At 71.8% G+C, this 24,790-nt stretch carries 23 protein-coding genes; 14 read left to right on the plus strand and 9 right to left on the minus strand.

What is annotated here, in order from left to right; all coding sequences use genetic code 11:
- The first annotated feature begins 431 nt into the window (after window positions 1–431).
- From ABVB68_RS28920 to ABVB68_RS28945, 6 genes are all read left to right on the plus strand, one after another.
- Window positions 432–1,193, plus strand: coding sequence for an MBL fold metallo-hydrolase (locus ABVB68_RS28920; protein ID WP_353604113.1), 762 nt, complete (start codon window positions 432–434; stop codon window positions 1,191–1,193).
- A 163-nt stretch (window positions 1,194–1,356) separates the two neighbouring features.
- Complete coding sequence (locus tag ABVB68_RS28925; RefSeq protein WP_353604114.1) at window positions 1,357–2,067, plus strand: GntR family transcriptional regulator; 711 nt, start codon at window positions 1,357–1,359, stop codon at window positions 2,065–2,067.
- Window positions 2,064–2,987: a dihydrodipicolinate synthase family protein gene (locus ABVB68_RS28930; protein ID WP_353604115.1), complete on the plus strand. Its 924-nt coding sequence runs from the start codon at window positions 2,064–2,066 to the stop codon at window positions 2,985–2,987. Before ABVB68_RS28925 ends, ABVB68_RS28930 begins: the two co-directional genes overlap by 4 nt.
- Window positions 2,984–4,717, plus strand: coding sequence for an L-arabinonate dehydratase (gene araD / locus ABVB68_RS28935; RefSeq protein ID WP_353604116.1), 1,734 nt, complete (start codon window positions 2,984–2,986; stop codon window positions 4,715–4,717). The genes ABVB68_RS28930 and araD overlap by 4 nt, the downstream gene beginning before the upstream one ends.
- Before the next feature lie 231 nt (window positions 4,718–4,948).
- Window positions 4,949–5,746 (plus strand): HAD family acid phosphatase, encoded by a 798-nt coding sequence (locus ABVB68_RS28940; protein ID WP_353604117.1) that lies wholly within the window; start codon window positions 4,949–4,951, stop codon window positions 5,744–5,746.
- 234 nt (window positions 5,747–5,980) lie between these two features.
- Complete coding sequence (locus tag ABVB68_RS28945) at window positions 5,981–7,432, plus strand: NCS2 family permease (RefSeq protein WP_353604118.1); 1,452 nt, start codon at window positions 5,981–5,983, stop codon at window positions 7,430–7,432.
- A gap of 30 nt (window positions 7,433–7,462) precedes the next feature.
- Here the strand turns inward: ABVB68_RS28945 and ABVB68_RS28950 are convergent, their stop codons facing one another.
- The 3 genes from ABVB68_RS28950 to ABVB68_RS28960 all read right to left on the minus strand — a co-directional run bounded on the left by ABVB68_RS28950 (window position 7,463) and on the right by ABVB68_RS28960 (window position 10,551).
- Complete coding sequence (locus ABVB68_RS28950) at window positions 7,463–8,914, minus strand: peptidoglycan D,D-transpeptidase FtsI family protein (protein WP_353604119.1); 1,452 nt, start codon at window positions 8,912–8,914, stop codon at window positions 7,463–7,465.
- A gap of 226 nt (window positions 8,915–9,140) precedes the next feature.
- On the minus strand, window positions 9,141–9,611 hold the full coding sequence (locus tag ABVB68_RS28955; RefSeq protein WP_353604120.1) for a GNAT family N-acetyltransferase: 471 nt from the start codon (window positions 9,609–9,611) through the stop codon (window positions 9,141–9,143).
- A gap of 166 nt (window positions 9,612–9,777) precedes the next feature.
- Window positions 9,778–10,551: an IclR family transcriptional regulator gene (locus ABVB68_RS28960; RefSeq protein WP_353604121.1), complete on the minus strand. Its 774-nt coding sequence runs from the start codon at window positions 10,549–10,551 to the stop codon at window positions 9,778–9,780.
- Between the two features lie 157 nt (window positions 10,552–10,708).
- Here ABVB68_RS28960 and ABVB68_RS28965 point away from each other — a divergent pair, with 157 nt between their 5' ends.
- On the plus strand, window positions 10,709–12,238 hold the full coding sequence (locus ABVB68_RS28965; protein ID WP_353604122.1) for an aldehyde dehydrogenase (NADP(+)): 1,530 nt from the start codon (window positions 10,709–10,711) through the stop codon (window positions 12,236–12,238).
- A 63-nt stretch (window positions 12,239–12,301) separates the two neighbouring features.
- Window positions 12,302–12,910 (plus strand): DUF1349 domain-containing protein, encoded by a 609-nt coding sequence (locus tag ABVB68_RS28970; RefSeq protein WP_353604123.1) that lies wholly within the window; start codon window positions 12,302–12,304, stop codon window positions 12,908–12,910.
- Here the strand turns inward: ABVB68_RS28970 and ABVB68_RS28975 are convergent.
- Window positions 12,870–14,258, minus strand: a complete 1,389-nt coding sequence (locus ABVB68_RS28975; RefSeq protein WP_353604124.1) for an MFS transporter — start codon at window positions 14,256–14,258, stop codon at window positions 12,870–12,872. The genes ABVB68_RS28970 and ABVB68_RS28975 overlap by 41 nt on opposite strands.
- A gap of 50 nt (window positions 14,259–14,308) precedes the next feature.
- Here ABVB68_RS28975 and ABVB68_RS28980 point away from each other — a divergent pair, with 50 nt between their 5' ends.
- From ABVB68_RS28980 to ABVB68_RS28990, 3 genes are all read left to right on the plus strand, one after another.
- Entirely contained in the window at window positions 14,309–15,313 is a 1,005-nt protein-coding gene (locus ABVB68_RS28980) for a GlxA family transcriptional regulator (RefSeq protein WP_353604125.1), read from the plus strand.
- Between the two features lie 104 nt (window positions 15,314–15,417).
- Complete coding sequence (locus tag ABVB68_RS28985) at window positions 15,418–16,137, plus strand: DsbA family oxidoreductase (RefSeq protein WP_353604126.1); 720 nt, start codon at window positions 15,418–15,420, stop codon at window positions 16,135–16,137.
- 204 nt (window positions 16,138–16,341) lie between these two features.
- Window positions 16,342–17,403, plus strand: a complete 1,062-nt coding sequence (locus ABVB68_RS28990) for an aminotransferase class V-fold PLP-dependent enzyme (RefSeq protein ID WP_353604127.1) — start codon at window positions 16,342–16,344, stop codon at window positions 17,401–17,403.
- Window positions 17,404–17,511: 108 nt separating this feature from the next.
- Here ABVB68_RS28990 and thpD read toward each other — a convergent pair whose 3' ends face one another.
- From thpD to ABVB68_RS29015, 5 genes are all read right to left on the minus strand, one after another.
- Window positions 17,512–18,399, minus strand: coding sequence for an ectoine hydroxylase (gene thpD / locus ABVB68_RS28995; protein ID WP_353604128.1), 888 nt, complete (start codon window positions 18,397–18,399; stop codon window positions 17,512–17,514).
- A gap of 15 nt (window positions 18,400–18,414) precedes the next feature.
- Window positions 18,415–18,819, minus strand: coding sequence for an ectoine synthase (locus ABVB68_RS29000; RefSeq protein WP_353604129.1), 405 nt, complete (start codon window positions 18,817–18,819; stop codon window positions 18,415–18,417).
- Between the two features lie 32 nt (window positions 18,820–18,851).
- Window positions 18,852–20,123: a diaminobutyrate--2-oxoglutarate transaminase gene (gene ectB / locus ABVB68_RS29005; RefSeq protein ID WP_353604130.1), complete on the minus strand. Its 1,272-nt coding sequence runs from the start codon at window positions 20,121–20,123 to the stop codon at window positions 18,852–18,854.
- Window positions 20,124–20,136: 13 nt separating this feature from the next.
- Complete coding sequence (gene ectA / locus ABVB68_RS29010; protein WP_353604131.1) at window positions 20,137–20,655, minus strand: diaminobutyrate acetyltransferase; 519 nt, start codon at window positions 20,653–20,655, stop codon at window positions 20,137–20,139.
- A gap of 345 nt (window positions 20,656–21,000) precedes the next feature.
- The gene (locus ABVB68_RS29015) at window positions 21,001–22,101 is read right to left on the minus strand and encodes a pyridoxal-phosphate-dependent aminotransferase family protein (protein ID WP_353604132.1); all 1,101 of its coding nucleotides are present in this window, start codon (window positions 22,099–22,101) and stop codon (window positions 21,001–21,003) included.
- Between the two features lie 199 nt (window positions 22,102–22,300).
- Here ABVB68_RS29015 and ABVB68_RS29020 point away from each other — a divergent pair, with 199 nt between their 5' ends.
- From ABVB68_RS29020 to ABVB68_RS29030, 3 genes are read left to right on the plus strand one after another with little or no spacing between them, the layout of a single operon-like run.
- Window positions 22,301–23,149 (plus strand): transporter substrate-binding domain-containing protein, encoded by an 849-nt coding sequence (locus tag ABVB68_RS29020; RefSeq protein WP_353604133.1) that lies wholly within the window; start codon window positions 22,301–22,303, stop codon window positions 23,147–23,149.
- Window positions 23,150–23,153: 4 nt separating this feature from the next.
- The gene (locus ABVB68_RS29025; protein ID WP_353604134.1) at window positions 23,154–23,987 is read left to right on the plus strand and encodes an amino acid ABC transporter permease; all 834 of its coding nucleotides are present in this window, start codon (window positions 23,154–23,156) and stop codon (window positions 23,985–23,987) included.
- Window positions 23,984–24,778: an amino acid ABC transporter ATP-binding protein gene (locus ABVB68_RS29030; protein WP_353604135.1), complete on the plus strand. Its 795-nt coding sequence runs from the start codon at window positions 23,984–23,986 to the stop codon at window positions 24,776–24,778. The genes ABVB68_RS29025 and ABVB68_RS29030 overlap by 4 nt, the downstream gene beginning before the upstream one ends.
- Window positions 24,779–24,790: the final 12 nt, after the last annotated feature.

The following is a 24,790-nucleotide window of genomic DNA, read 5'->3' on the forward strand; positions in this document are numbered from 1 at the left end:
CCGCTACGAACGCAAAGCCGAACACTTCCTGGCCTTCACCGCCATCGCCTGCAGCCTCATCTGCTACCGCAGACTCACCAAATGAGACGACGTCTAAGGCGGGGGCCTCGGGATCGGGAGGATGCCCTAGCCCGAGTGGCGCGCGATCGCGGGTCGGGGCTCGCGACCCCGGGCCGGGCCTCGCGGCGCGGTGGGGGTGGCCGCAGCCCCGCCGGCTGATCCGCGCCGACCGCCGAGCGGCCCGCCGGCCGGCCGGGTGCAGCCCGTCGGGTACCGGCTCGTGGCCCGTGCCTCCGGTGCCGCGCCCGGCGTCGAGGCCGGCCGCTCCCCGGTCAGGACCGTACCCGCGCCACCACACACCGTTCGGTAGCCCCGGTTCCGTTTGGCGAAGTGCCGCGGGAGTGGCCGCACACCGTCGTACGCTCCCTCCCATGCCGCTCACCCTCACCGTCCTCGGCACCGCCTCCCCCCATCCGGGCCCCGACCGGCCCTGCTCCGGCTATCTGCTGTCCGGCGGGGGAGCCGAGGTCTGGGTGGACGCGGGGCCCGGCACGTTCGCCGCGTTGCAGCGGCACACGGATCCCGCCCGCCTCACCGCGGTGTGGATCTCGCACCTGCACGCCGACCACAGCGCCGACCTGCTGTCCGCCGCCTACGCGTTCGCCTTCGGCGGCATGGCCCCGCCCGCGCCGGTCCCGGTGTACGCGCCGGGTGACTGCGCCCGGCGGCTGGCCGGCTTCTTCGGGCGCGCGGACGTCGACTTCCTCAAGGGCGTCTTCGACTTCCGGGACCTGTACGACGGCCACGACGTGCGGCACTGGAACCTCCGCCTCACCGCCCGCGCCGTCGCCCACGACACCGAGGCCTACGGGCTGCGCGCCGAGTGCCAGGGCAGCGTGCTGGCGTACTCCGGCGACAGCGGTCCCTGCCCCGCCCTCACCGAACTCGCCTCCCGCGCGGATCTGTTCCTGTGCGAGGCGGACGTCGACCGCCATCGCGAAGGCGAAGGGCCCGGGCCGGTGCACCTGACGCCGGAGGACGCCGGCCGTATCGCCCGTGACGCCCGCGTGCGGGAGTTGGTCGTCACCCATGTCGGGCCGACGCTGACCCGCGAAGTGGCCGCCGCCCGTGCCGCCGCCGTCTCCGGGCGGCCCACGCACATGGCGGTCGAGGGCGGCACGCGCACCGTCTGAGCCGCCCGCCCGCGCCCCCGCCCGCGCCGACATTCCGTCGCCGTCGGGGCATTGACGAGACGCGGACACCCTCCCTACCTTCGACGCGTCGCACTTCATACGTCATATATGAGACGCGATACATGATCCGTACTCCGTGACAGGTGACATCCGAGAGGGCCGCATGACCTCTGTCCCCGCCTCCGGCCACCCCCCTGCCTCCAGCCCCGTCCCCGTCTCCACCCCCGCTCCCGCCCCCATCCCGTCCCGCACGCAGTTCGTGCTGGACGCGATCAGGCACCGCATCCTCACCGGGCGGCTGGCGCCGGGGCAGGCTCTCGTCGAGACGGAGCTGGCCGCGCTGTTCGGGGTCTCCAAGACCCCGGTGCGGGAGGCGCTGAAGACCCTCGCGGGGACCGGTCTCGTCGTGATGAGCCAGTACAAGGGCGTCACGGTGCGCATGGTGGACGCGGACATGGCGCGCGAGGTCTACGACGTGCGGCTGCTGCTGGAGCCGGAGGCCCTGCGCCGGGCGGTCGGGCGCGGCGCTCCCCTGGAGGCCGCACGGTCGGCGCTGCGCCGAGCCGGCGAGGCCACCGACACCGCCGAACGGTCCCTCGCCAACCGGGAGTTCCACCGCGCCCTCTATCACCCCTGCGGCAACCCGTTGCTGGCCCGGATGCTGGACGAGGTCCGCGACCAGGCCGCCCTCGTCTCCGCCGTCGCGTGGGCGGCCGACCCGTCCTGGGAGCGGGAGGCCGCCGAGCACCGGGAGATCCTGCGGCTCGCGCTCGACGGCGACGCGGACGGCGCCGCCGGCGCCCTGCACGCCCACATCGCGTCCTTCGTGCGGCGTGCCTTCCCCGGGACCGGACCGGCGGCGGGCCGGGAATGAGCAGCGTGATGTTCGAGACCCAACGGGCGGCCCTCGCCGACGTGGTGGCCATCCCGGTGACGCCCTTCGCCGCGGACGGCTCCGTCGACCGGGAGGCCCACCGGACGCTGCTGCGGCGGCTGCTCGACAGCGGCATCGGCACCCTCACCCCCAACGGGAACACCGGCGAGTTCTACGCCCTCACGCCCGAGGAGCGCCGTCTGGTCACCGAGACGACCGTCGAGGAGGCGGGCGACCGTGCGGTGGTCCTCGCCGGCGTCGGACACGACCTGCCCTCCGCGATCGCCGCCGCCCGGCACGCCCGCGACGCCGGCGCCCGGATGGTGATGGTCCACCAGCCCGTCCACCCGTACGTCTCGGCCGCCGGCTGGGTCGACTACCACCGCGCCGTCGCCGACGCCGTGCCCGAACTGGGCGTGGTGCCCTACCTCCGCGACGCCCGGCTGCCCGGCGGCCGCCTCGCCGAACTCGCCGGCCACTGCCCGAACGTCATCGGCGTGAAGTACGCCGTACCGGACGCCGCCCGGTTCGCCGGCTTCGCCCGGGACGCGGGCCTCGACCGCTTCGTCTGGGTGGCGGGCCTCGCCGAGCCCTACGCGCCCTCCTACTTCTCCGCGGGCGCCACCGGCTTCACCTCCGGTCTGGTGAACGTGGCCCCGGCCGTCTCGCTGACCATGCTCGAAGCCCTCCGGTCCGGCGACCACCCGGCAGCCATGAGGGTCTGGGAACGGATCCGCCGCTTCGAGGAACTGCGCGCCGCCCACGGCTCCGCCAACAACGTCACCGTCGTCAAGGAGGCCCTCGCCGCGCTCGGCCTGTGCCGCCGGGACGTCCGCCCGCCGAGCCGGACGCTGCCCGAGGACGAGCGCGCCGAGGTCGCCGCCATCGCCGCCGCCTGGACGACCGGACGGCCGACGTGAACGCACCGCGCAGGCAGCCGGAAGACCTCAGAAGCCACCAGTGGTACGGCACCGACGGGCTGCGTTCCTTCAGCCACCGCGCCCGCACCCGACAGCTCGGGTACCTGCCCGAGGAACACCTCGGCAAGCCGGTCGTCGCGATCCTCAACACCTGGTCCGACATCAACCCCTGCCATGTCCACCTGCGCGAGCGCGCCCAGGCCGTCAAGCGCGGGGTGTGGCAGGCGGGCGGCTTCCCGCTGGAGTTCCCGGTCTCCACCCTCAGCGAGACCTTCCAGAAGCCGACCCCGATGCTCTACCGCAACCTGCTCGCCATGGAGACGGAGGAACTGCTGCGGTCGTACCCGGTCGACGGCGCGGTGCTCATGGGCGGATGTGACAAATCGACACCCGCCCTGCTCATGGGCGCCGCCTCCGTGGACCTGCCCGCCGTCTTCGTCCCGGCCGGGCCCATGCTGCCGGGCCACTGGCGCGACCAGGTCCTCGGTTCCGGCACCGACATGTGGAAGTACTGGGACGACAAGCGGGCCGGCCTCATCGGCGACTGCGAGATGGCCGAGCTGGAGAGCGGCCTGGCCCGTTCCCCCGGCCACTGCATGACCATGGGCACGGCGTCCACGCTCACGGCCGCCGCCGAGGCGCTGGGGGTGACCGTGCCCGGCGCGTCGAGCATCCCGGCGGTGGACTCCGCACACGACCGGATGGCCGCGAGGGCGGGACTGACGATCGTCGGCCTGATCCACCGGGACCGCAGGCTGAGCGAGATCCTCACCCGCGAGGCCTTCGAGGACGCGGTGACGACCGTCCTGGGCCTCGGCGGCTCCACCAACGCCGTGATCCACCTGATCGCCATGGCGGGCCGGGCGGGGGTACGGCTCACCCTGGACGACTTCGACCGCATCTCCCGCACGGTTCCCGTGCTCGCCGACGTCCGCCCGGGCGGGCAGCGCCACCTCATGGAGGACTTCCACTTCGCGGGCGGCCTGCCCGGCTTCCTCTCCCGGATCCCCGATCTGCTCCACCTGGACCGGCCGACCGTCTCGCACGACACCCTGCGCGAGCAACTGCGGGGGGCCCGCGTGCACGACGACGACGTCATCCGGCCCCGCGGCAACCCGGTCGCCGGCGAGGGCGGCGTCGCCGTCCTGCGCGGCAACCTCTGCCCGGACGGCGCGGTCGTCAAGCACATCACCGCCGAGCCCCGCCTGCTGCGGCACACCGGCCCGGCCGTCGTCTTCGACGACTACCGCACGATGCAGCGCACCATCGACGACCCCGCGCTCGGCATCACCGCCGACAGCGTGCTGGTGCTGCGCAACGCCGGCCCCAAGGGCGGCCCCGGCATGCCCGAGTACGGCATGCTCCCGATCCCGGCCCACCTGCTGAGACAGGGCGTGCGGGACATGGTCCGGATCTCCGACGCCCGGATGAGCGGCACCAGTTACGGCACCTGCGTGCTGCACGTGGCCCCCGAGTCGTACGTCGGCGGCCCGCTGGCCCTGGTCCGCACCGGGGACCTCATCACGCTGGACGTCGGGGCCCGCACCCTCCGTCTCCACGTGGACGACGAGGAGCTGGGGCGCCGCCGGGCCGAGTGGACGCCGCCGCCCGCCCGGTACGAGCGCGGCTACGGCGCCCTCTACAACGACCAGATCACACAGGCCGACACCGGCTGCGACTTCGAGTTCCTGGCCCGCCCGGGCACGGTGGCCGACCCGTACGCCGGCTGACCCGCCCCCACTGCCCCTGTCTGCCTGCCGGCCTCCTCGAACCGTGAGGGGGTGCGTCAAGCCCGCGTCATGCGCGAGTCAGGGCAGGGCAATGGCGCGCGGCGGGCGGTGAGTTGTGGCGCCACCGGGTGTGCGTATCGATCCCATAACAGGGCTCGCGGTGTGCTTGTGATGCGCGTAGACAATCCCTGAGCTGGTACATCACCATCCATCACCAGATCCGGAGAACCCATGCGGAAGTCCCTGAGAGCGGCCGCCGTCGCCGCCGCCTGTGCCGTCGCCGGTGCCGGGCTGTACGGCGCGGGCGCTGCCACCGCCGGCCAGTCCACGGCGAACTCCACCCACGAGCCCTACAACATCGGGCAGTTGGTGAAGGACATCGACGCCTACTACGGCACCACCGTCGACGGCAACGGCGTCTACCAGGCGTCCCCCGACAGCCCGTACGCCCAGGACCTGGCGCGCATCGACCACGACGCCGAGCGCTACATCGACAAGGCGGCCCGCAGGGCGCACCGCCACCACGAGAAGCCGGCCGTCGTCTTCGACATCGACGACACGCTGCTGCTCAGCCTCGACTACGAGAAGCGCTACAACTACACGTACAACTCGGCCACCTGGAACGACTACGTCAACCGCGCCGACCGCCCCGCCGTCTTCGGCAGCCCCGCGCTGGTCCGGTACGCCGAGTCCCGGGGCGTCGAGGTCTTCTACAACTCCGGCCTGTCGGAGGCGCAGCGGTCCGCCGCGGTCGCGAACCTGAGGAAGGACGGCGCCGACGTGAACCTCGACGCCGGCCACATGTTCCTCAAGGACGCGGCCAACCCGCCGGCCTACCTGAAGGACTGCGCGGCCCCGGGCGCCTGGAAGTGCACGACCGTGCAGTACAAGTCCGGCACCCGCAGACACATCGAGGACGACCTCGGGTACGAGATCATCGCCAACTTCGGCGACCAGTACTCGGACCTGGACGGCGGCTACGCGGACCGCACCTACAAGCTGCCGAACCCGACGTACTTCGTCTCCTGACGCCGCAGAGCGGGCGGCCCCGGCCGGCCGCTCGTACCGGGCCCCCGCCACCGGCGCCGCCACGCCGTGGCGGGGGCCCGCGCACGCGCGAGGGCTTCGGTCGGCCCGGTCCGGGTGCGCCGGGACCGCGGCCGGCCGGTTTCCGTTACACGGCGAAAACCTGAAACGGGCCCGGCGGGGGCACAATCCAGCCAGCATCCGCACACCGCCCCTCAGCCCCCGAGGAGTTGGACCATGACCGAGACGCAGAAGGCGGACCGGCGTCCGACCACCGCGCCACCCGCTCGCAACCGCGTGGACCGCTACTTCCGGATATCCGAGCGGGGATCCACGTTCGGCCGGGAGATACGCGGCGGCTTCGCCACGTTCTTCACCATGGCCTACATCCTCGTCCTGAACCCGATCATCCTGGGCAGCGCCAGGGACAAGTACGGCCACTCCCTCGACACCGGCCAGCTCGTCACCGCCACGGCCCTGGTGGCCTGCGTGATGACGATCGTCATGGGCGTCGGCGGCAACCTCCCGCTCGCCGTCGCCGCCGGACTCGGCCTCAACGCCGTCGTCGCCTTCCAGCTCGCCCCGCTGATGAGCTGGCCCGACGCGATGGGCCTGGTCGTGATCGAGGGCGCGGTCATCTGCCTGCTGGTCCTCACCGGGCTCCGGGAAGCGATCATGAACGCGATCCCCCAGCAGCTGAAGCAGGCGATCGGGGTCGGCATCGGCCTGTTCATCGCCTTCATCGGCTTCGTCGACGCCGGGTTCGTCAGCCGCATCCCGGACGCCGCGCACACCACCGTGCCCGTGCAGCTCGGTGCCGTCGGGCGCCTCACCGGCTGGCCCGTCCTCGTCTTCTGCGTCGGTGTGCTGCTCACCATCGGGCTGCTCGCCCGCAAGGTGAGGGGCGCGATCCTCATCAGCATCGTGACGATGACCGTCGTCGCCGTCGTCATCGACTCCGTCGCCGACATCAAGAGCTGGGGCCTGACCACGCCCAAGGTGCCGGACGAGATCGTCGCCGCGCCGGACTTCGGGCTGGTCGGCCACTTCAGTCCGGCCGGCGGCTTCGCCGAGGCTGGCGTCCTCACCGCCGTCCTGCTCGTCTTCACCCTCGTGCTGTCGGACTTCTTCGACGCCATGGGCACCATCGTCGGCATCAGCGCCGAGGCCGGGCTGCTGGACGAGAAGGGCCGGGTGCCCGGCATCGGCCGCGTCCTGTTCATCGACGGGGCCGCCGCCGTCGCCGGCGGTGTCGGCTCCGCCTCCTCCAACACCGCCTACATCGAGTCCGCGGCCGGTGTCGGTGAGGGAGCCCGCACCGGCTTCGCCAACCTGGTCACCGGCGGCCTCTTCGGCCTCGCCCTCTTCCTCACCCCGCTGCTCACCATCGTCCCGCTCCAGGCGGCGGCGCCCGCACTGATCGCGGTCGGCTTCCTGATGATGACCCACGTCAAGCACATCGACTGGGACGACTACGGGATCGCCGTCCCGGCGTTCCTCACCATCGTCACCATGCCGTTCACCTACTCGATCACCGACGGCATCGGCGCGGGCTTCCTCGCCCACGTCCTGGTCAAGACGGTGCTGGGCCGGGCGAAGGAGGTCAACTGGCTGCTCTGGGGGGTCTCGGCGCTGTTCCTCGTGTACTTCGCGATCGATCCGGTGGAGCAGGTGCTGGGGGTGAAGTAGGCCGCGGAGGGCGCCCTCCGCGGCCCTGCCTCAACTCTTCAGCGCCGCCTGCATCATCGCCTTGGCCACGGGCGCGGCCAGACCGTTTCCGCTGACCTCCGAGCGCGCCGCGTCCGACTGCTCGACCATCACCGCGACGGCGACCTGCTTGCCGCCGGACTTGCCGTACGAGGTGAACCAGGCGTACGGCGTCTTGCTGTTGTTCTCGCCGTGCTGGGCGGTACCGGTCTTGCCGCCGACGGTGACCCCGTCGATCAGCGCGTTCGTGCCCGTGCCCTCCTTGACCACCGTCTCCATGGCCGACTGCAGTTGCTCGGCGGTCGAGGAGCTGACGATCTCCCGGGTGTCCGCGCCGTCGTCGTAGTCGTGCAACACCTCACCACCGCTGTCGGTGATCTGCGACACCACGTGCGGCGAGACCAGCTTGCCGCCGTTGACTATGGCCGCGGACACCATGGCCATCTGCAACGGGGTCGCGGTGACGTCGAACTGGCCGATGCCGGACAGGGCGGTCTGCGCCTTGTCCATGCCGGAGGGGTAGACGCTCGGGTAGGCCCGCACCGGCACGTCCTGCTTCTGGTCGTTGAAGCCGAACTTCTCGGCCGTCTCCCGCACCTTGTCCTGCCCGAGCTGGACGGCCATGTGCCCGAAGACGTTGTTGCAGGAGTAGCGCAGGGCGACCCGGATCGAGGCGTTCTCGCACGGCGCGGACTTGCTCTCGTTCGGCAGCTCGTGCGTCGTGCCCGGCAGGAAGTAGGGGGAGGGGCTGTCGGTCCGCTCGTCCACGTCCTTGTACAGCCCGCTCTCCAGCGCGGCCGCCGCCACGACCAGCTTGAACGTCGAGCCCGGGGGCAGCGGCTGGCGCAGCGCGCGGTTGGTGAGCGGCTTGTCCTTGTCCGCGTTGAGCGCCTTCCACGCCGACCCGGCCGAGTTCGCGTCGGTCAGCGTGGTGGGGTCGTACGACGGGGTGGACACCGCCGCGAGGATCTTGCCGGTCCCGGGGTCGAGCGCGACGGCCGCGCCCTTGTTGCCGCCGAGCGCGCGGTAGGCCGCCTTCTGCACGGCCGGATCGATCGTCGTGAGGACGTTGCCCGGATCGGCGCGGCGGCCCGTGACGGTGTCCATCACCGTCTTGAGCTTGGCGTCCGTGCCGTTGAGCAGGTCCGTGTAGATGCCCTCCAGCTGGGTGGGCGCGTATGCCTGCGAGGCGTAGCCGGTCACCGCGGCGTACAGCTTGCCGTCCTTGTACGTCCGTTTGTACGCGAGGTCGCCGCCCTTCGTCCGTGCGGAGCCGGTGATCGCGTCCCCGGCCACGATGATGTTCCCGAGCGGCCGCGAGTACGTGGCGATCGCGTTGCGCCGGTTGTGGTTGTCGTCCGCGAGGGCCTTGCCGTCGTAGAACTGCACCCATGTCGCCCTGACCAGCAGAGCGAGCACGAGCAGCAGCGCGAAGACGGACGCCCGCCTGATCGTCTTGTTCATCCCGCCCGGAAGACGAGCGGGAAGGGGTCAATCGTTCCCGGACACCCGGCTTTCTCATCGAGCGTTCAGGAAACCGGATCGCCGGCGGCACCCCGGAAGGGCTCGGACGTGCAGGGTCTCCGTCCGGGAGGGCTCGGGCGTCCAGGGTCTCCGTCCGGGAGGGCTCGGGCGTCGAGGGTCTCCGTCCGGGAGGGCTCGGGTGTGCAGGGTCTCCGCCCGGGAGGGCTCAGACGTCGAGGACCAGGACGACCTCCTCGATCTCCCGGCCGCGTCCGTTGGCGTATCCCCGGGCCCGGACCGACTCGCGGAACCCGCACTTGCCCAGCACCCGCAGCGAGGCGGTGTTGTCGGCCGCCGCACGCGCGTACAGGGGCCGTTCGGGCACCTCGGCGAGCAGGGCCCGCAGGGCCGCCGTGGCCACCCCCCGGCCCCAGTACGCACGGTCGATCCAGTACGTCACCTCGCGCTCGCCCGGCTCGCCGTAGACGGCCGCGCTGCCCGCCACCCGTCCGTCGGACAGGACCGTGCGCACCACGTCGGAGGAGTTCCGCAGCCGGTCCCACTGGGCGTCGAAGGCGGCCCGGTCGCCCGGGTCCGGCGGGCCGAACGCGGCCATCCGGACCGCCTCCGGGTCGGTCATCTGCCGGAAGAACACCGGCAGATCGTCCTCCGCCACGGCCCGCAACGCGATCTTCATGGAACCGACCCTACGACCGCCAGCAACCCATGCCCACGACCGGCGCGAGGCTCCGGACGTCTGCCCCGCGCCGCCTGTTCCCCGGGCCCCGCGCCTGCCTGTGCCCCGCGCCGCCTGTGCCCCGGCGCCCCGCGCCCCCGGTGTCCCGGGTGCGCGGGGCGCCGGCTCAGAGCCTTCGGGTCGCGAGCGTCAGGCGGTCCCGGGCGTCGAACAGCGCGTCCCTGATCAGCTGTTCGTGGGCGGGGGTCAGCCGGGCCACCGGGACCGAGCAGCTGATGGCGTCGCGGGCGGGCGTGCGGTACGGGATCGCCACGCCGAAGCAGCGCAGGCCCAGCGTGTTCTCCTCGCGGTCGACCGCGAAGCCCTGCTCCCGGACCTGGCGCAGCTCCTCGATGAGCTGCTCGCGGTCGGTGATGGTGTGCTCGGTGAGCGCGGGCAGCGTCTCCGGCAGCAGCTTGCGCACCTGCTCGTCGGTGTACGTGGCGAGGATCGCCTTGCCGAGCGAGGTGGAGTGGGCCGGCAGCCGCCGCCCGACCCGGGTGAACGGGCGCAGGTAGTGCTGGGACTGCCGGGTGGCCAGATAGACGACGTTGACGCCGTCGAGGCGGGCCAGGTGGATGGTCTCCGTGGTGTCGTCGGAGAGCCGGTCCAGGGTCGGGCGGGCGGCGGCCACCACCTCGTCGCCGTCGATGTACGACGTGCCGACGAGCAGCGCCCGCACCCCGATGCCGTACCGGGTGCCCGTCGCGTCCGTCTCCACCCAGCCCAACTCCACGAGCGTGCGCAGCAGCATGTACAGGCTCGACTTGGGGTACCCCACCGCCTCCTGGACGGCCGCGAGGGAGTGCATGCCGGGCCGGCCGGCGAAGTACTCCAGCAGCTCAACGGTCCGTACCGCGGACTTGACCTGCGCCCCGCCGCCTGTGTCGCCTGCCGTCATCGCCTCTGACCCCTTCGTTCGACCAGGACCTGGATATTCGCGCACCCAGAAATGTAGTCTCCGAACAGCGTATTCATCACCAGAGACGGCGTTCAGTATATCGAACGCGACTGATCGGTGACCGAGGCAGTGCGGCCTTATTTGGGAGGGACCCGAGGTGGCAGCAGCACCAGTCTGGAGTGTCGACCCGCGCACCGGGAAGCAGCGTGAGCGGGTTGCGGTGGAGGCCACGGCCCGGGAGGTGGACGCGGCGGTGCGGGCGGCCCACGCCGCCCGCGACGGCCTCGCCGACCGGGCGGTCCGCTCCGCGTTCCTGCGCTCGGCGGCCGCCGGCCTGGAGGCGGCCGGGGACGGCCTGATCGAGACCGCCGACGCCGAGACCGCGCTCGGGCCGGTCCGGCTGACCGGTGAACTCGCCCGGACCGCCTACCAGTTGCGGGCGTTCGCCGACATCGTCGACGAGGGCGCGTTCCTCGACGTCGTCATCGACCACCCCGACGACACCGCGACCCCGCCCGTCCCGGACCTGCGCCGCCACAAGGTCCCGCTCGGCGTCGTCGCGGTCTACTCCGCCTCCAACTTCCCCTTCGCCTTCTCCGTCGCCGGCGGCGACACCGCGAGCGCGCTGGCCGCGGGCTGCCCGGTCGTCGTCAAGGCCCACCCCGACCACCCGGCCCTCTCCGAGCTGGTCGCCGGGGTGCTGCGCCGGGCCGCCGCCGAACACGGCATCGCCGAGGGCGCCGTCGGACTCGTGCACGGCTTCGAGGCGGGCGTCGAGCTGATCAAGCACCCGCTGGTCGCCGCCGCCGGTTTCACCGGGTCCGTACGCGGCGGCCGTGCCCTCTTCGACGCGGCGGCCGCCCGTCCGGTGCCGATCCCGTTCCACGGCGAGCTGGGCTCGCTGAACCCGGTGCTGGTCACCGAGGACGCGGCGGCCGAGCGTGCGGAGGAGATCGGCGCCGGACTCGCCGGGTCGATGACCCTCGGCGTCGGCCAGTTCTGCGTCAAGCCGGGTCTGGTGCTGGTGCCGTCCGGCGCGGGCGGCGACCGGCTGCTGAAGTCCCTGACCGACGCGGTCGGGGGCACCGGCGCCGGTGTGCTCCTCGACCACCGCATGCGGGACGCCTTCCTCGCCGGTGTGCGCGAGCGCGCCGAACTGCCGGGCGTGGAGGCCCCGGTGCCGCCGGGCGCGGGCGGCGAGCACACGGTCAGCGCCGGATTCCTGACGGTCGCGGCGAGCCGGCTGGCCGAGCCGGGCGCCGCCGACCTGCTGCTGGAGGAGTGCTTCGGGCCGGTCACCGTGGTCGTCCGCTACGAGGGCGAGACCGAGGCGAGGACGGTGCTGTCGCGGCTGCCCGGGAACCTGACGGCGACGGTCCAGCTGTCCTCGCGGGAGGCGGCCGGTGAGGGCCGGGGTGCGGCGATCCTCGCCGAGCTGACTCCGCTCGCAGGGCGCGTACTGGTGAACGGGTGGCCGACCGGAGTGGCCGTGGCGCCGGCCCAGCACCACGGGGGGCCCTACCCGGCGACCACCTCCACGTCCACCTCCGTCGGCGGCACCGCCATCGAGCGGTGGCTGCGGCCGGTGGTCTACCAGAACGCGCCGGAGGCCCTGCTGCCGAGGGAACTGCGCGACGACAATCCGCTCGGGCTTCCCCGGCGGTTCAACGGGGTCCTCGAGCGGTAGCACCGTGAGCGCGGGGCGGGACCGGCGATCCCTCCTCGGAACATCTGCTGCGACAATCGGACGATGGACGTGGAACTTCCCGAACTCCCCTTCCCCCTGCGGACGTACGGACCCGACGGCCACTGGGTCCACGAGGACGGTGTACTGAGCGGATGGGCCGGTCCCCGGCAGGACCGGTTCGTGCCGCCCACCGGGGAGGCCCTGGACCCCGCCTCCGACGCGCCCCGGCTGCTCGGGGCGCCCGAGGGGGACTTCCAGCTGATCGCGCGGGTCACCGTGGGGTTCCGGGCCGCGTTCGACGCCGGCGTGCTGTACGTCCACGTCGGCGAGCGGGCCTGGGCCAAGCTCTGCCTGGAGTACTCCCCGGACGTCCCCACCGTCTGCACGGTGGTCACCCGGGAGCACTCCGACGACGCCAACTCCTTCACCGTGGACGGCAGTTCGGTGTGGCTGCGGGTCAGCCGGACCGGGCGGGCGTTCGCCTTCCATGCCTCCCGGGACGGGGTCCGCTGGACCTTCGTCCGGCTCTTCACCCTCGGGGACGAGAAGGAGACGGGCGCCGCGCTGGTCGGGTTCATGACCCAGTCCCCGCTGGGGCAGGGCTGCGTGGTCACGTACGACCACATCGAGTTCAGGCCCGCCTGGCCGAGCGACCTGCGAGACGGAAGCTGAGGACGGACGTCAGCGTCAGCAGGACCGCGCTGATGCCCAGACTGAGCCGCATGCCCGCCTCGAAACCGTCGGCCACGAGCGCCCCGAACACCGCGATGCCCAGGCCGCCGGACACCTGCCGGGCCGCGTTGAGGACGCCGGCCGCCAGGCCCGCCCGGTCGGCGGGTACGGCGTCCATCATCGCTGCGGTGAGCGGTGGCACCGTCAGCGCGCACCCCAGCGCCAGCGGGATCAGCAGCGCGGCCACCAGCAGCGGCGGCGTACCGGCGTCGACGTACAGCAGCAGGAGCAGGCCGAGGACGGCGACGGGCTGGCCCACGAGCATCGGCAGCCGGGGGCCGTAGCGGCTCGCGAGCTTGCCCGCGACCACGTTCGTCACCGCGATCAGGCCCGTCATCGGCAGGAACATCAGCCCCGCGGTCAGCGCGGAGTGCCGCTGCACCTGCTGGAAGAAGAGGGAGAAGACGAACACCATGCTGTAGAAGGCCACACTGACCGCTGCTCCCGCCGCGACCGCCGTCGCCACGGTCCTGTCCCGGAACAGGCCGAGGGGCACCACCGGATGGGTCCGGCGCGCCTCGATGCGCAGGAACACGGCGCCCGCGACGAGGGCCACCAGCAGTGCCGCCCCGCCCGCCGTGCCGCCCTCGATCGCCGCGAACGTCAGGGCCGTCAGTGCCACCACCGCCGTCAGCTGGCCGGGCACGTCCAGCGGGGCCGGGCGGGGCCGCGAACGCGGGGCCCGGACCAGCAGCGCCAGGATCACCGCGCCCACCGGCAGGTTGACGAAGAAGACACCGCGCCAGTCCCAGACCGTGGTCAGCGCGCCGCCCGCCACCGGGCCGAGCGCCACCGCCAGCGAACCGCCCGCCGCCCAGGCGGCCACCGCGCGGGCCCGCCGCGCCGGGTCGGGGTACGCCTGCCGCACCAGCGCCAGTGACGCCGGGAGCACGACCGCCGCCGCCACCCCCTGCACGACGCGGGCGGTGATCAGCGGGGCCAGGCCGGGGGCCAGTCCGCAGGCCGCCGAGGCGAGCGTGAACACCGCGGTGCCGAGCGCGAACGCCCGGCTCGCCCCGGCCCGGTCGGAGAAGGCCCCGGTGGACAGCATCAGCGCGGCGAAGGACAGGGTGTAGGCGTCCACCACCCACTGCAGGCCGGACATGCCGGCGCCGAAGGTGGAACCGATCGCGGGCAGGGCCACGTTCACCACCGACGCGTCGAGGCAGATCAGCGCGAAACCGAGCAGGGCGGCGGTGAGGGTGAGGGAGGACGAGGGCCTCCTGGGCTCCAACCCGCCCCCGGTGAGGCCGACTTCCTCGACCTTCGGTATCTGGTTCGTTGACATGGTCTCCATGCTGCGGACCTGCGAGGCCGTACAGTAGTGACCTGAATGCCATGCGTCCGGAGGTTCTGGCCATGCCCGAGCGGCTCGCCCCACACCGCGTCACCGTCATCGCCCCGTCCCCCGTCTCCATGTTCAACCTCGCCATGCCGGAGATGCTGTTCGGCAAGGTCGAGGCGGACGGCCGGCCGGGCTACGAGGTGGTCGTCTGCACGGCCGAGCCCGGGCCCGTGCCCACGACCGGCGGACTCGACCTGTACGTCCCGCACGGTCTGGACGCCGTACGGCAGGCGGACACGGTGGTCGTCGCCGGCACGGGGGCGCCCTTCGAACCGGACCCGCGGATCGTGGCCGCCGTCCGCCAGGCGGCCGCCGACGGCAAGCGCATCGCCTCCATCTGCACCGGCGCCTTCCAGCTCGCCGAGGCGGGCTTGCTCCACGGCCGCCGGGCCACCACCTACTGGGCGCACGCCGACGAGATGCGCAAGCGGTACCCGCACGTCGACCTGCGCGCCGACGTGCTCTACGTGCAGGACGGCCCGATCCTGACCTCCTCCGGCTACGCGGCCGGCATCGACCTGTGCCTGCACCTCATCCGCACCGACTACGGCGCCGCCGTCGCCAACGAGGTGGCCCGCCGCGCCCTGGTCGCCCCGGTGCGCCCCGGCGGCCAGACCCAGTTCACCCAGACCCCGCTGCCACCCGAACGCGGCACCGCCTGTGCCGACACGCGCGGCTGGGCCATGCGCAACCTCGACAAGCCGCTCACGCTCACCGACCTGGCCCGGCACGCCGGAGTCTCCGTCCGCACCCTCACCCGGCGCTTCCACGCCGAGAGCGGGGTCAGCCCGCTGCAGTGGCTGCTGCACCAGCGCATCGAGCGGGCCAAGGAGCTGCTGGAGACCACCACCCTGTCCATGGACCAGTTGGCCGCCGCCTGCGGCCTGGGCACCGCCGACTCGCTGCGCGCCCACCTGGTCCGCCGCACCGGCCTCACCCCGAGCGCCTACCGCGCCCAGTTCAGCCGCCACGGCACCGCCCCGCAGACGGCGGCGTGACCGCGACGGCTCTCTGCGGCCGGGGAATGAAACCCGCTCATTGAATGTTCACGTACCGGCGCCGGGGAGAGCCCCCGTGCCCGTACGACCTGGAGAGCCGGAGAATGCGCGTCGAGATCTGGAGCGACATCGCCTGCCCGTGGTGCTACGTGGGCAAGGCCCGCTTCGAGAAGGCGCTGGCCGCCTTCCCGCACCGCGACGAGGTCGAGGTGGTGCACCGCTCCTTCGAGCTGGACCCCGGCCGCGCCAAGGGCGACGTGCAGCCGGTGATCACCATGCTGACCGCGAAGTACGGCATGAGCGAGGCGCAGGCCCAGGCCGGCGAGGAGAACCTGGGTGCCCAGGCCGCCGCCGAGGGCCTGGACTACCGCACCCGGGGCCGCGACCACGGCAACACCTTCGACATGCACCGCCTGCTGCACCTGGCCAAGGAGCACGGCAGGCAGGACGAGCTGATCCAGATCCTCTACCGGGCGAACTTCGCCGAGGAGCGGTCCGTCTTCACCGAGGGCGACGACCGCCTGGTCGAGCTGGCCGTCGAGGCGGGACTGGACGCCGCCTCGGTCCGCACGGTGCTCGCCGACCCGGACGCCTATGCCGACGCGGTCCGCGCCGACGAGCGCGAGGCCGCCCAGCTCGGTGCGAACGGGGTGCCCTTCTTCGTCCTCGACCGCACGTACGGCGTCTCCGGCGCCCAGCCCGCCGAGGTCTTCACCCAGGCGCTGGCCCAGGCCTGGGGCGAGCGCTCCCCGCTGAAGCCGATCGCCCAGGGTGACGCCGAAGCCTGCGGTCCGGACGGGTGCGCGGTCCCGCAGCACGGCTGAAAGCGCGGGCCGGCTCGGCTGAAACCGCGCGCCGGCACGACTGAAACCGCGGGCCGGCTCGGCTGAAACCGCGGGCCGGCGCGATGGAAGCCGCGGGTCGCGCGGCCGAAACCGCAGGTCGGCGCGGATGTATAAGGCTTGCTCACCGGATTCACGCGAAAATCCGCAATGGACGGCGACTTCACGGGGCCGCAGAGTGGTCCCATGGACACCACGGAGACGTTCGAGAGCCGCGTCCGCGCCGAGTTCACCCCGAAGAGCACGTACCTCAACACCGCGAGCAGCGGCCTGCTGCCCGTCCGTGCCGTCGCCGCCCTGCACGAGGCGGCGCTGCTCCGGGCCGAGGGGCGGCCACTGATCCCGCTCTTCGAGGACGTGGAGGCCTGCCGGGCCGCGTACGCCCGGCTCGCCGGCGTTCCGGCCACCCGGGTGGCGGCCGGCGCCTCGGTCGCCGCGCACACGGGCGTGATCGCGGCCTCGCTGCCCGCCGGCGCTGAAGTCCTCACCGCCGAGGACGACTTCACCTCCGTTCTCAACCCGTTCCACGTCCGCGGCGACCTCAAGGTGCGCACGGCCCCGCTGGAGCGGATCGCCGAGTCCGTCCGTCCGGGCACCGCGCTCGTGGCGGTCGGCGCGGCCCAGTCCGCCGACGGGCGCGTCGCCGACCTGGCCGCCCTGCGCGAGGCCGCCCGTGCGCACGGCGCGCGCACCTACGTCGACTTCTCGCAGGCCGCGGGCTGGCTGCCGATGGACGCGGGGGCCTACGACTTCACCGCCTCGGTCTCCTTCAAGTGGCTGATGGGGCCGCACGGGGCCGCCTTCCTCACCGTTCCCGAGGACTTCGGCGGGCTGACGCCGATACTCGCCGGCTGGGTCGCGGGCGAGGCGCCATGGGACAGCTGCTACGGTCCGGTCGCCCAACTCGCCGGCTCCGCCCGGCGGTTCGACCTCACCTACGCACTGCTCGGCTACGCGGGCCTGCGCCGCTCCCTCGACCTGGTCGAGGAGATCGGCGTGGCGGCGATCCACGCGCACGACGTGGGCCTCGCGGACCGGTTCCGCGCGGGGCTCGCGCGGCTCGGCCACGAGCCGGTGCCCGCACCCGGCTCGGCGATCGTCTCGGTGCCCGGCCTCGGCTCCCGGCAGGCCGGTCTGAGCCGGGCGGGCATCGAGGTCTCCGACCGCGCGGGTTGTCTGCGCGCGGCCTTCCACCTCTACAACACGGCGGCGGACGTGGACCGCCTGCTGGAGGCGCTGTCCGGCTGACACGACCGGGCCGGGGCCTCCCGTCCCACACGAGGAGGCCCCGGCCCGGTGGTCGGGGGTCACTGCACGGTCACGTCATCGCAGGAAGCGTCGCTCCGGGACCCGCGCTCACGTCACCGGAGTGAAGTCCGTCGCTCCGATGAACTCCGGCCGGCGCACCGGCGCCGCGAACGGCTCCACCGCCGTGTTCTCCACGCTGTTGAACACGATGAAGACGTTGCTGCGCGGGTACGGCGTGATGTTGTCGCCGGAGCCGTGCATGCAGTTGCAGTCGAACCAGGTCGCCGAGCCGGCCCTGCCGGTGAACAGCCGGATGCCGTGCTCGCCCGCCAGCGCGGTCAGCGCCTCGTCGGACGGCGTACCCGCGTCCTGCATCTGCAGCGACTTCTTGTAGTTGTCCTTGGGCGTCTCCCCGGAGCAGCCGAGGAACGTCCGGTGCGAGCCCGGCATGATCATGAGCCCGCCGTTGGTGTCGAAGTTCTCGGTCAGCGCGATCGACACGGACACCGTGCGCATGTTCGGCAGGCCGTCCTCGGCGTGCCAGGTCTCGAAGTCCGAGTGCCAGTAGAAGCCGCTCGCGCCGAAGCCCGGTTTGACGTTGATCCGGGACTGGTGGACGTACACGTCCGAGCCGAGGATCTGCCGGGCCCGGCCGACCACCCGGGGGTCGCGCACCAGCTCGGCGAACAGCTCACTGATCTTGTGCACCTCGAAGACCGACCGGATCTCCTGCGACTTCGGCTCCACGATGGAGCGCTCGTCGGCGCGGATCGCCGGGTCGGTGACCAGCCGGTCCAGCTCGGCGCGGTACACCTCGACCTCGTCCGGGGTGATCAGCTGGTCGATGGCGAGGAAGCCGTCGCGCTCGTACGCCTGCAGGTCGGCGTTCGGGATCGGGCCGGGCGTGTCCGGGGAGCCCCAGAGGACCGGGTCCTTGCGCGGGACGGTCACCTCGGTGGTGCCGCGGGTGGGGTACAGGTCGGTGGCGGTGGTCATGGTGGTCACTGGATGTCACACCCCCTCGGGCTCGGTGAGCAGCGGGTAGACGCCGTTCTCGTCGTGGTCCTCCCGTCCGGTCACGGGCGGGTTGAACACGCAGATGCAGTGGAAGTCCTCCTGCACGCGCAGCGTGTGCCGCTCGTGCCCGTCGAGGAGGTACATGGTGCCGGGGGTGATGGTGTACGTCTTCCCGGTCTCGTGGTCGGTGAGGTAGGCCTCACCCTTGGTGCAGACGACGGCCTCGACGTGGTTGGCGTACCACATCGACGTCTCCGTCCCGGCGTAGAGGATGGTCTCGTGCAGGGAGAAACCGACCCGTTCCTTGGCGAGGACGATCCGCTTGCTCTCCCAGGTACCGGACTCGGCCTTGACGTGGCGGTCGGTGCCTTCGACTTCCTTGAACGATCGGACGATCACGGTGGGGCTCTTCCTCCTGGTAGTCGGGCGGGTCAGACGGTTTCCCGGACGGCGCGGGCGAGGATGCTCAGCCCCTCGTCCAGTTCGTCGGGAGTGATGGTGAGGGCGGGCAGCAGCTTGACCACCTCGCTCTCCGGGCCGGACGTCTCGATGAGCAGCCCGAGTTCGAAGGCGCGCCGGGCGATGCGCGAGGCCCGGTCCTTCGCGTGGAACTCCAGGCCCCACACGAGCCCGCGACCGCGGTACTCCTTCACGTCGGCGAGGTTCTCCTCGGTGATGGAGATCAGCGCCTGCTCGACCTGCTCGCCACGGGTGCGGGTCTGCTTCTCCATGGCCGAGCCGTCGGTCCAGTACGTCTCCAGGGCCGCGGTGGCCGTGACGAACGCCGGGTTGTTGCCGCGGAAGGTGCCGTTGTGCTCGCCGGGCTCCCAGACGTCCAGCTCGGGCTTGAACAGGCACAGCGACATGGGCAGCCCGTAGCCGCTGATGGACTTGGAGACCGTGACGATGTCGGGCGTGATCCCCGCCTCCTCGAAGGAGAAGAAGGCGCCCGTGCGGCCGCAGCCCATCTGGATGTCGTCGACGATCAGCAGCATGTCCTGCCGCTCGCACAACTCCGCGAGCGCGCGCAGCCATTCGGGCCGGGCGGCGTTGATGCCGCCCTCGCCCTGCACGGTCTCCACGATCACGGCGGCCGGCTTGTTGAGGCCGGAGCCCTGGTCCTCCAGCAGCCGCTCGAACCACAGGAAGTCCGGGACCTTGCCCTCGAAGTAGTTGTCGAACGGCATGGGCGTGCCGTGCACCAGGGGTACGCCGGCGCCGGCGCGCTTGAAGGCGTTGCCGGTGACCGCGAGCGAGCCCAGCGACATCCCGTGGAAGGCGTTCGTGAACGACACGATGGCCTCGCGGCCCTTCACCTTCCGGGCCAGCTTCAGCGCCGACTCGACGGCGTTGGTGCCCGTCGGGCCCGGGAACATGACCTTGTACGGCAGGTCGCGCGGGCGCAGCACCAGATCCTGGAAGGTCTGCAAGAAGGAACGTTTCGCCGTGGTCGACATGTCCAGGCCGTGGGTGACCCCGTCGCGGGACAGGTAGTCGATCAGCGCCCGTTTCAGGACCGGGTTGTTGTGGCCGTAGTTGAGTGAGCCGGCACCGGCGAAGAAGTCGAGGTACGCGTGCCCGTCCTCGTCGTACATACGGCTGCCCACCGCACGGTCGAAGACGGTGGGCCAGCCGCGGCAGTAGCTGCGCACCTCGGACTCGACGGTCTCGAAGACGCTCAGGTCGGGCTGGGTGATGGTCACGGTGAATCGCTCCTCAGTGGGGGGTGGAGTCGGTCAGCGGGCCGATGCGGTACAGCACTTCTGGATCGTGCGGGCCGTCCGGGAAGAGGTCGGCGGGGAACAGCACCTCACGGGTGACCTCTGCTCCGTGCCGGGCGGCGAACGAGGTGAACAGCCGCTCGGAGGCGGTGTTGCCGGGGCTGATGGTCGTCTCGATCTCGGTGATGCGGCGCTCGGCGGTGAGCCGGGCGGTCAGTCCGTCCAGCAGCGCGGCGGCGATGCCGAGGCCCCGGTGGGCGGAGTCCACGGCCACCTGCCAGACGAGCAGGGTCCCGGGGCGGTCCGGCCGGACGTAGCCGGTGAGGAATCCGACCGGCTCCCCGCCCGCACCGCGCGCCACCGCCGAGGTGCCGGCGAAGTCCCGGCACCACAGCAGATAGCTGTACGAGGAGTTCAGGTCGAGGGTTTTCGAGTCCTTGGCCAGCCGCCAGAGCGCGGCTCCGTCGGCCATCGCCGGTCGGTCGATGAGTAGGTCTGCTGGTGCGGCAGTCATGCGGCACGAATTTAGCGAGGCGAATTAGGAAATGCACGGCTGATCTCGCCGTGCCGCGCAGCGACCTAGACGATATGCCCGATTTGTCATACGGAAAATCGGGACAAAGCTATTCCGCTGTGGAGTGTGTCACAACACGGAAACGCCCGGAAACCTGCCGGAAAACTTCCCCGTTTAGCTCTGCAAAAAGCGGGCAGAAGAAGACGGGAAGCTATCGTCCGGTGAATTGACGGGGAATGTGAAATCCAATTGAATTCCGGCTCCGGTCGTTCCGTCGATTCGTTTGCGCGTAATCCCGGCGCGGCCCTTGCGCCGGGCGTACCCCTGGGTGGGGTGAATCGGCGGCTAGCGCCAGGCCTCGTCCACGGCTCGCAGCGCGCCGATCGGATCCACCGCCACCCCCTGTTCGGCCAGCGCGGCGGCCAGTGCCGTCAGGGAGGCCCGCACCGCCCCCGGCGTCGCGTCGGCCCCGTAGTGGTTGACCCGGATCATCTCCTCGGCCAGCGCGCCCCCGCCCGCGGCCAGCGGCAGCGCCGGATCGCCCGCCAGCGCCCGGGCCACCAGCCGCGACGCGCCCACCCCCGACGGCACCCGCAGCGTCGTGGCCACCGGCGCGGCCTCCGCGGCCTCGTACACGTACGGCTCCAGGCCCCCGCCCAGTGCCACCGCGCCCGCCCGCGTGGCCAGCGCGGCGCGCCGGTGCCGGGCCATCACCGCGGCCGGGCCCTCCGACTCGATGCGTTCGAGGCATGCCTGCAGTGCCAGCATCTCCAGCTGCGCGGGGGCGTGCGGCAGCGTCCTGCGGCCCGCGTCGGTCCAGCGCTCCTTCCAGTCGAGCAGGGAGAGGTAGGAGCGGCGCGGCGCGTTCGGGTTCGCCGCCATCCGGGCCCACGCCCGCTCGCTGACCGAGATCGCCGACACGCCCGCCGGGCCGCCCATCGCCTTCTGCGCCCCGATCACGCACAGGTCCACACCCCAGGCGTCCGGCAGTACCGGCTCGGCGCCCACGGAGGCGACCGCGTCCAGGTAGAACAGCGCGCCCTGCTCCCGCACCGCCGCGCCGATCTCCGCGACCGGGTTGGTGTTGCCGGTCGCCGCCTCCGCGTGCACCAGCGACACGAAGTCGATCTCCGGGTGCGCGGCGAACGCCTCCCGCACCTGCTTGGCGGTCACCGCCGTGTGGAAGGGGACCGAGAGGTCGTGCACGGTCGCGCCGGAGTCGCGCAGCCAGTTGCCGAAGGTCTGCCCGTACGGGCCCGTGATCACGTTCAGGGCCACCGTGCCCGGACCGGCCGCCGCGCGGATCGCGCCCTCCAGCGGCAGCAGCGCCTCACCCTGGGTGATCAGCACGTCCTGCCGGGTGTCCAGCAGGCGGGCCACCCCGTCCTCGATGGCGGCGAAGCGCTCGGCACTCAGCGGAGGCAGGTCGAGGAAGGGGTGGGTCACGGCGGTGCTCTCTTCACTCTCGAGGGTCCACGGGGCCGGCCGGAGGCCGACGGGGACGAGAGTAACTCCCACCCCTCGGCCCCCTGCCGGGCGGCGACTTCTTAGGCCGGGCGGCTCCAAGGCCATCGGTTTGGTTTGAGAGGCCCAAACATCTCCTTATAATCGGAACCCACAGTTCCCTTATAGGAGATTCCCCGCCATGAAAACGCTCCTCGGGCGCCGGACCCGCCTTCTGGCCGCCACCACCGCGACCGCCGCACTCGTGCTCGTCGTGGCCGGCTGCTCCTCCAGCGACTCGGGGAGCGGCAAGACCACCGTCAAGGGTGTCCACCTCGCCAAGGCCGGCCGGCTGACCACCTGCACCCACCTGCCGTACCCGCCGTTCCAGTCGGTGATCGACGGCAAGGTGCAGGGCTTCGACGTCTCCCTGATCGACCTCGTCGCCAAGGACCTGGGCGTCAAGCAGCAGGTGCTCGACACCCCGTTCGAGAACTTCAAGACGGGTGCCTTCCTCAACTCCGGCCAGTGCGACCTGGCCGCCGCCGGCATGACGATCACCGCCGAGCGCAAGAAGAACGTCGACTTCTCCGACCCGTACTTCGAGGCCACCCAGGCCGTCCTCGTCGACAAGAAGAGCGGCGTGAACTCGCTCGCCGACGTCAAGGCCAAGGGCAAGAAGCTCGGTGCCCAGGCGCAGACCACCGGCGAGGACTACGCCAAGAGCAAGGGCTACGACCCGGTCTCCTTCCACTCCTCCGACGCGGTCCTCAACGGCCTGCGCACCGGCCAGGTCCAGGCCGTCATCATCGACTACCCGGTCGTCCAGGGCTGGCTGAAGGACAAGGCCAACGCGGACCGGTTCAAGGTCGTCGACAACCTCAAGACCGGTGAGCAGTACGGCTTCACCGTGAAGAAGGGCAACAAGGCGCTGCTCGACGCCATCAACAAGGCGCTCGCCAAGGCCAAGGCCGACGGCACCTACAAGAAGCTCTACGAGCAGTGGATCGGCCCGTACAAGGCCTCCGCCGCCTCGCCGGCCGGCTCCTGACCCGATGACCGACACGGACACGCAGATCCAGCCGAAGAAGCGGGGCCTCACCCGCCGCCAGAAGCGCCGGCTGTCCCGTGGGGCGCAGTACGCCGTCTTCGTCGCCGCCCTGGTCGCGTTCGCGGCCTCGGCGGACTGGGGGCGGCTGAGGAACCAGTTCGCGCAGGCCCACATCGCCGAGCAGATGTTCCCGGACGTCATCACGGTGGCGCTGAAGAACACCGTGCTGTACACCCTGTCCGGCTTCGTCGTCGGCCTGGCCCTCGGCATGCTCATCGCCCTGATGCGGCTGTCCTCCGTGGGGCCCTACCGCTGGGTCGCCGGCATCTACATCGAGATCTTCCGCGGGCTGCCCGCGCTGCTGATCTTCATCTTCGTCGGCGTCGGCGTACCGCTGGCCTTCCCGGACATCCAGTACCCGGGAGGAACGTACGGCAAGGTCGCCGTCGCGCTCGGCCTGGTCTCGGCCGCCTACATGGCGGAGACGATCCGCGCCGGCATCCAGGCGGTGCCCAAGGGGCAGATGGAGGCCGCCCGTTCGCTGGGCTTCTCGCCCGCCCGGGCCATGGTCTCGATCATCGTCCCGCAGGCCTTCCGCATCATCCTGCCGCCGCTGACCAACGAACTGGTCCTGCTCTTCAAGGACTCCTCGCTGGTGCTGTTCCTCGGCGTCACCCTGGAGGAGCGGGAACTGTCCAAGTTCGGCAACGACCTGGCCAGTACGACCGCCAACTCCACCCCGATCCTGGTGGCCGGGCTCTGCTACCTGCTCGTCACCGTTCCGCTCGGCTTCGTCGTCCGCCGCATGGAGTCCACGTCCCAGGAGGCGATCCGTTGAGCCGCCCGGAGATCCACGTCCAGGGCCTGCACAAGTCCTTCGGCGACAACCACGTCCTGCGCGGCATCGACCTGGAGATCGGCCAGGGCGAGGTCGTCTGCGTGATCGGGCCGTCCGGCTCCGGCAAGTCCACGCTGCTGCGCTGCGTGAACCTGCTGGAGGAGCCCACCGAGGGCAAGGTCTTCGTCGGCGGCACCGAACTCACCGACCCCGACGTGGACATCGACGCCGCACGCCGCCACATCGGCATGGTCTTCCAGCAGTTCAACCTCTTCCCGCACCTGAGCGTCACCGAGAACCTCACGCTGCCGCAGCGCCGGGTCCTCGGGCGGGACAAGGCGACCGCCGCCAGGACCGCCGCCGAGAACCTCGCCCGTGTCGGCCTCGCGGAGAAGGCGGACGCCTACCCGTCCTCCCTCTCCGGCGGCCAGCAGCAGCGGGTGGCCATCGCCCGGGCGCTCGCCATGGGCCCCCGGGTGATGCTCTTCGACGAGCCGACCTCCGCGCTCGACCCGGAACTCGTCGGGGACGTCCTCGCCGTGATGCGCCGGCTCGCCGAGGACGGCATGACGATGATGGTCGTCACGCACGAGATGACCTTCGCCCGCGAGGTCGCCGACCGGGTGGTCTTCATGGACGGCGGCGTGATCGTCGAGGACGGCAGCCCCGACCGGGTCATCGGCGACCCGCAGCACGAGCGCACCCGGCACTTCCTCTCCCGGCTGCTCGACCCGGCCATGGCCGAGGTCGAGGAGGAGAGCGCCGACCGGATGGACGGGGACGAACCGTAGGTCGTTAAGGTG

Origin of the sequence: Streptomyces sp. NPDC096012 (assembly GCF_040426375.1) — a bacterium.
In the GTDB taxonomy this organism is placed as follows: Bacteria; Actinomycetota; Actinomycetes; order Streptomycetales; family Streptomycetaceae; genus Streptomyces.

Excerpts from the sequence above, each read along its gene's own strand:
- ABVB68_RS28920 (WP_353604113.1), top strand. The coding sequence starts at position 432 with ATGCCGCTCACCCTCACCGTCCTCGGCACCGCCTCCCCCCATCCGGGC.
- ABVB68_RS28925 (WP_353604114.1), top strand. The coding sequence starts at position 1,357 with ATGACCTCTGTCCCCGCCTCCGGCCACCCCCCTGCCTCCAGCCCCGTC.
- ABVB68_RS28930 (WP_353604115.1), top strand. The coding sequence starts at position 2,064 with ATGAGCAGCGTGATGTTCGAGACCCAACGGGCGGCCCTCGCCGACGTG.
- ABVB68_RS28940 (WP_353604117.1), top strand. The coding sequence starts at position 4,949 with ATGCGGAAGTCCCTGAGAGCGGCCGCCGTCGCCGCCGCCTGTGCCGTC.
- ABVB68_RS28945 (WP_353604118.1), top strand. The coding sequence starts at position 5,981 with ATGACCGAGACGCAGAAGGCGGACCGGCGTCCGACCACCGCGCCACCC.
- ABVB68_RS28950 (WP_353604119.1), bottom strand. The coding sequence starts at position 8,914 with ATGAACAAGACGATCAGGCGGGCGTCCGTCTTCGCGCTGCTGCTCGTG.
- ABVB68_RS28955 (WP_353604120.1), bottom strand. The coding sequence starts at position 9,611 with ATGAAGATCGCGTTGCGGGCCGTGGCGGAGGACGATCTGCCGGTGTTC.
- ABVB68_RS28960 (WP_353604121.1), bottom strand. The coding sequence starts at position 10,551 with ATGACGGCAGGCGACACAGGCGGCGGGGCGCAGGTCAAGTCCGCGGTA.
- ABVB68_RS28970 (WP_353604123.1), top strand. The coding sequence starts at position 12,302 with ATGGACGTGGAACTTCCCGAACTCCCCTTCCCCCTGCGGACGTACGGA.
- ABVB68_RS28975 (WP_353604124.1), bottom strand. The coding sequence starts at position 14,258 with ATGTCAACGAACCAGATACCGAAGGTCGAGGAAGTCGGCCTCACCGGG.
- ABVB68_RS28980 (WP_353604125.1), top strand. The coding sequence starts at position 14,309 with ATGCGTCCGGAGGTTCTGGCCATGCCCGAGCGGCTCGCCCCACACCGC.
- ABVB68_RS28985 (WP_353604126.1), top strand. The coding sequence starts at position 15,418 with ATGCGCGTCGAGATCTGGAGCGACATCGCCTGCCCGTGGTGCTACGTG.
- ABVB68_RS28990 (WP_353604127.1), top strand. The coding sequence starts at position 16,342 with ATGGACACCACGGAGACGTTCGAGAGCCGCGTCCGCGCCGAGTTCACC.
- thpD (WP_353604128.1), bottom strand. The coding sequence starts at position 18,399 with ATGACCACCGCCACCGACCTGTACCCCACCCGCGGCACCACCGAGGTG.
- ectA (WP_353604131.1), bottom strand. The coding sequence starts at position 20,655 with ATGACTGCCGCACCAGCAGACCTACTCATCGACCGACCGGCGATGGCC.
- ABVB68_RS29020 (WP_353604133.1), top strand. The coding sequence starts at position 22,301 with ATGAAAACGCTCCTCGGGCGCCGGACCCGCCTTCTGGCCGCCACCACC.
- ABVB68_RS29025 (WP_353604134.1), top strand. The coding sequence starts at position 23,154 with ATGACCGACACGGACACGCAGATCCAGCCGAAGAAGCGGGGCCTCACC.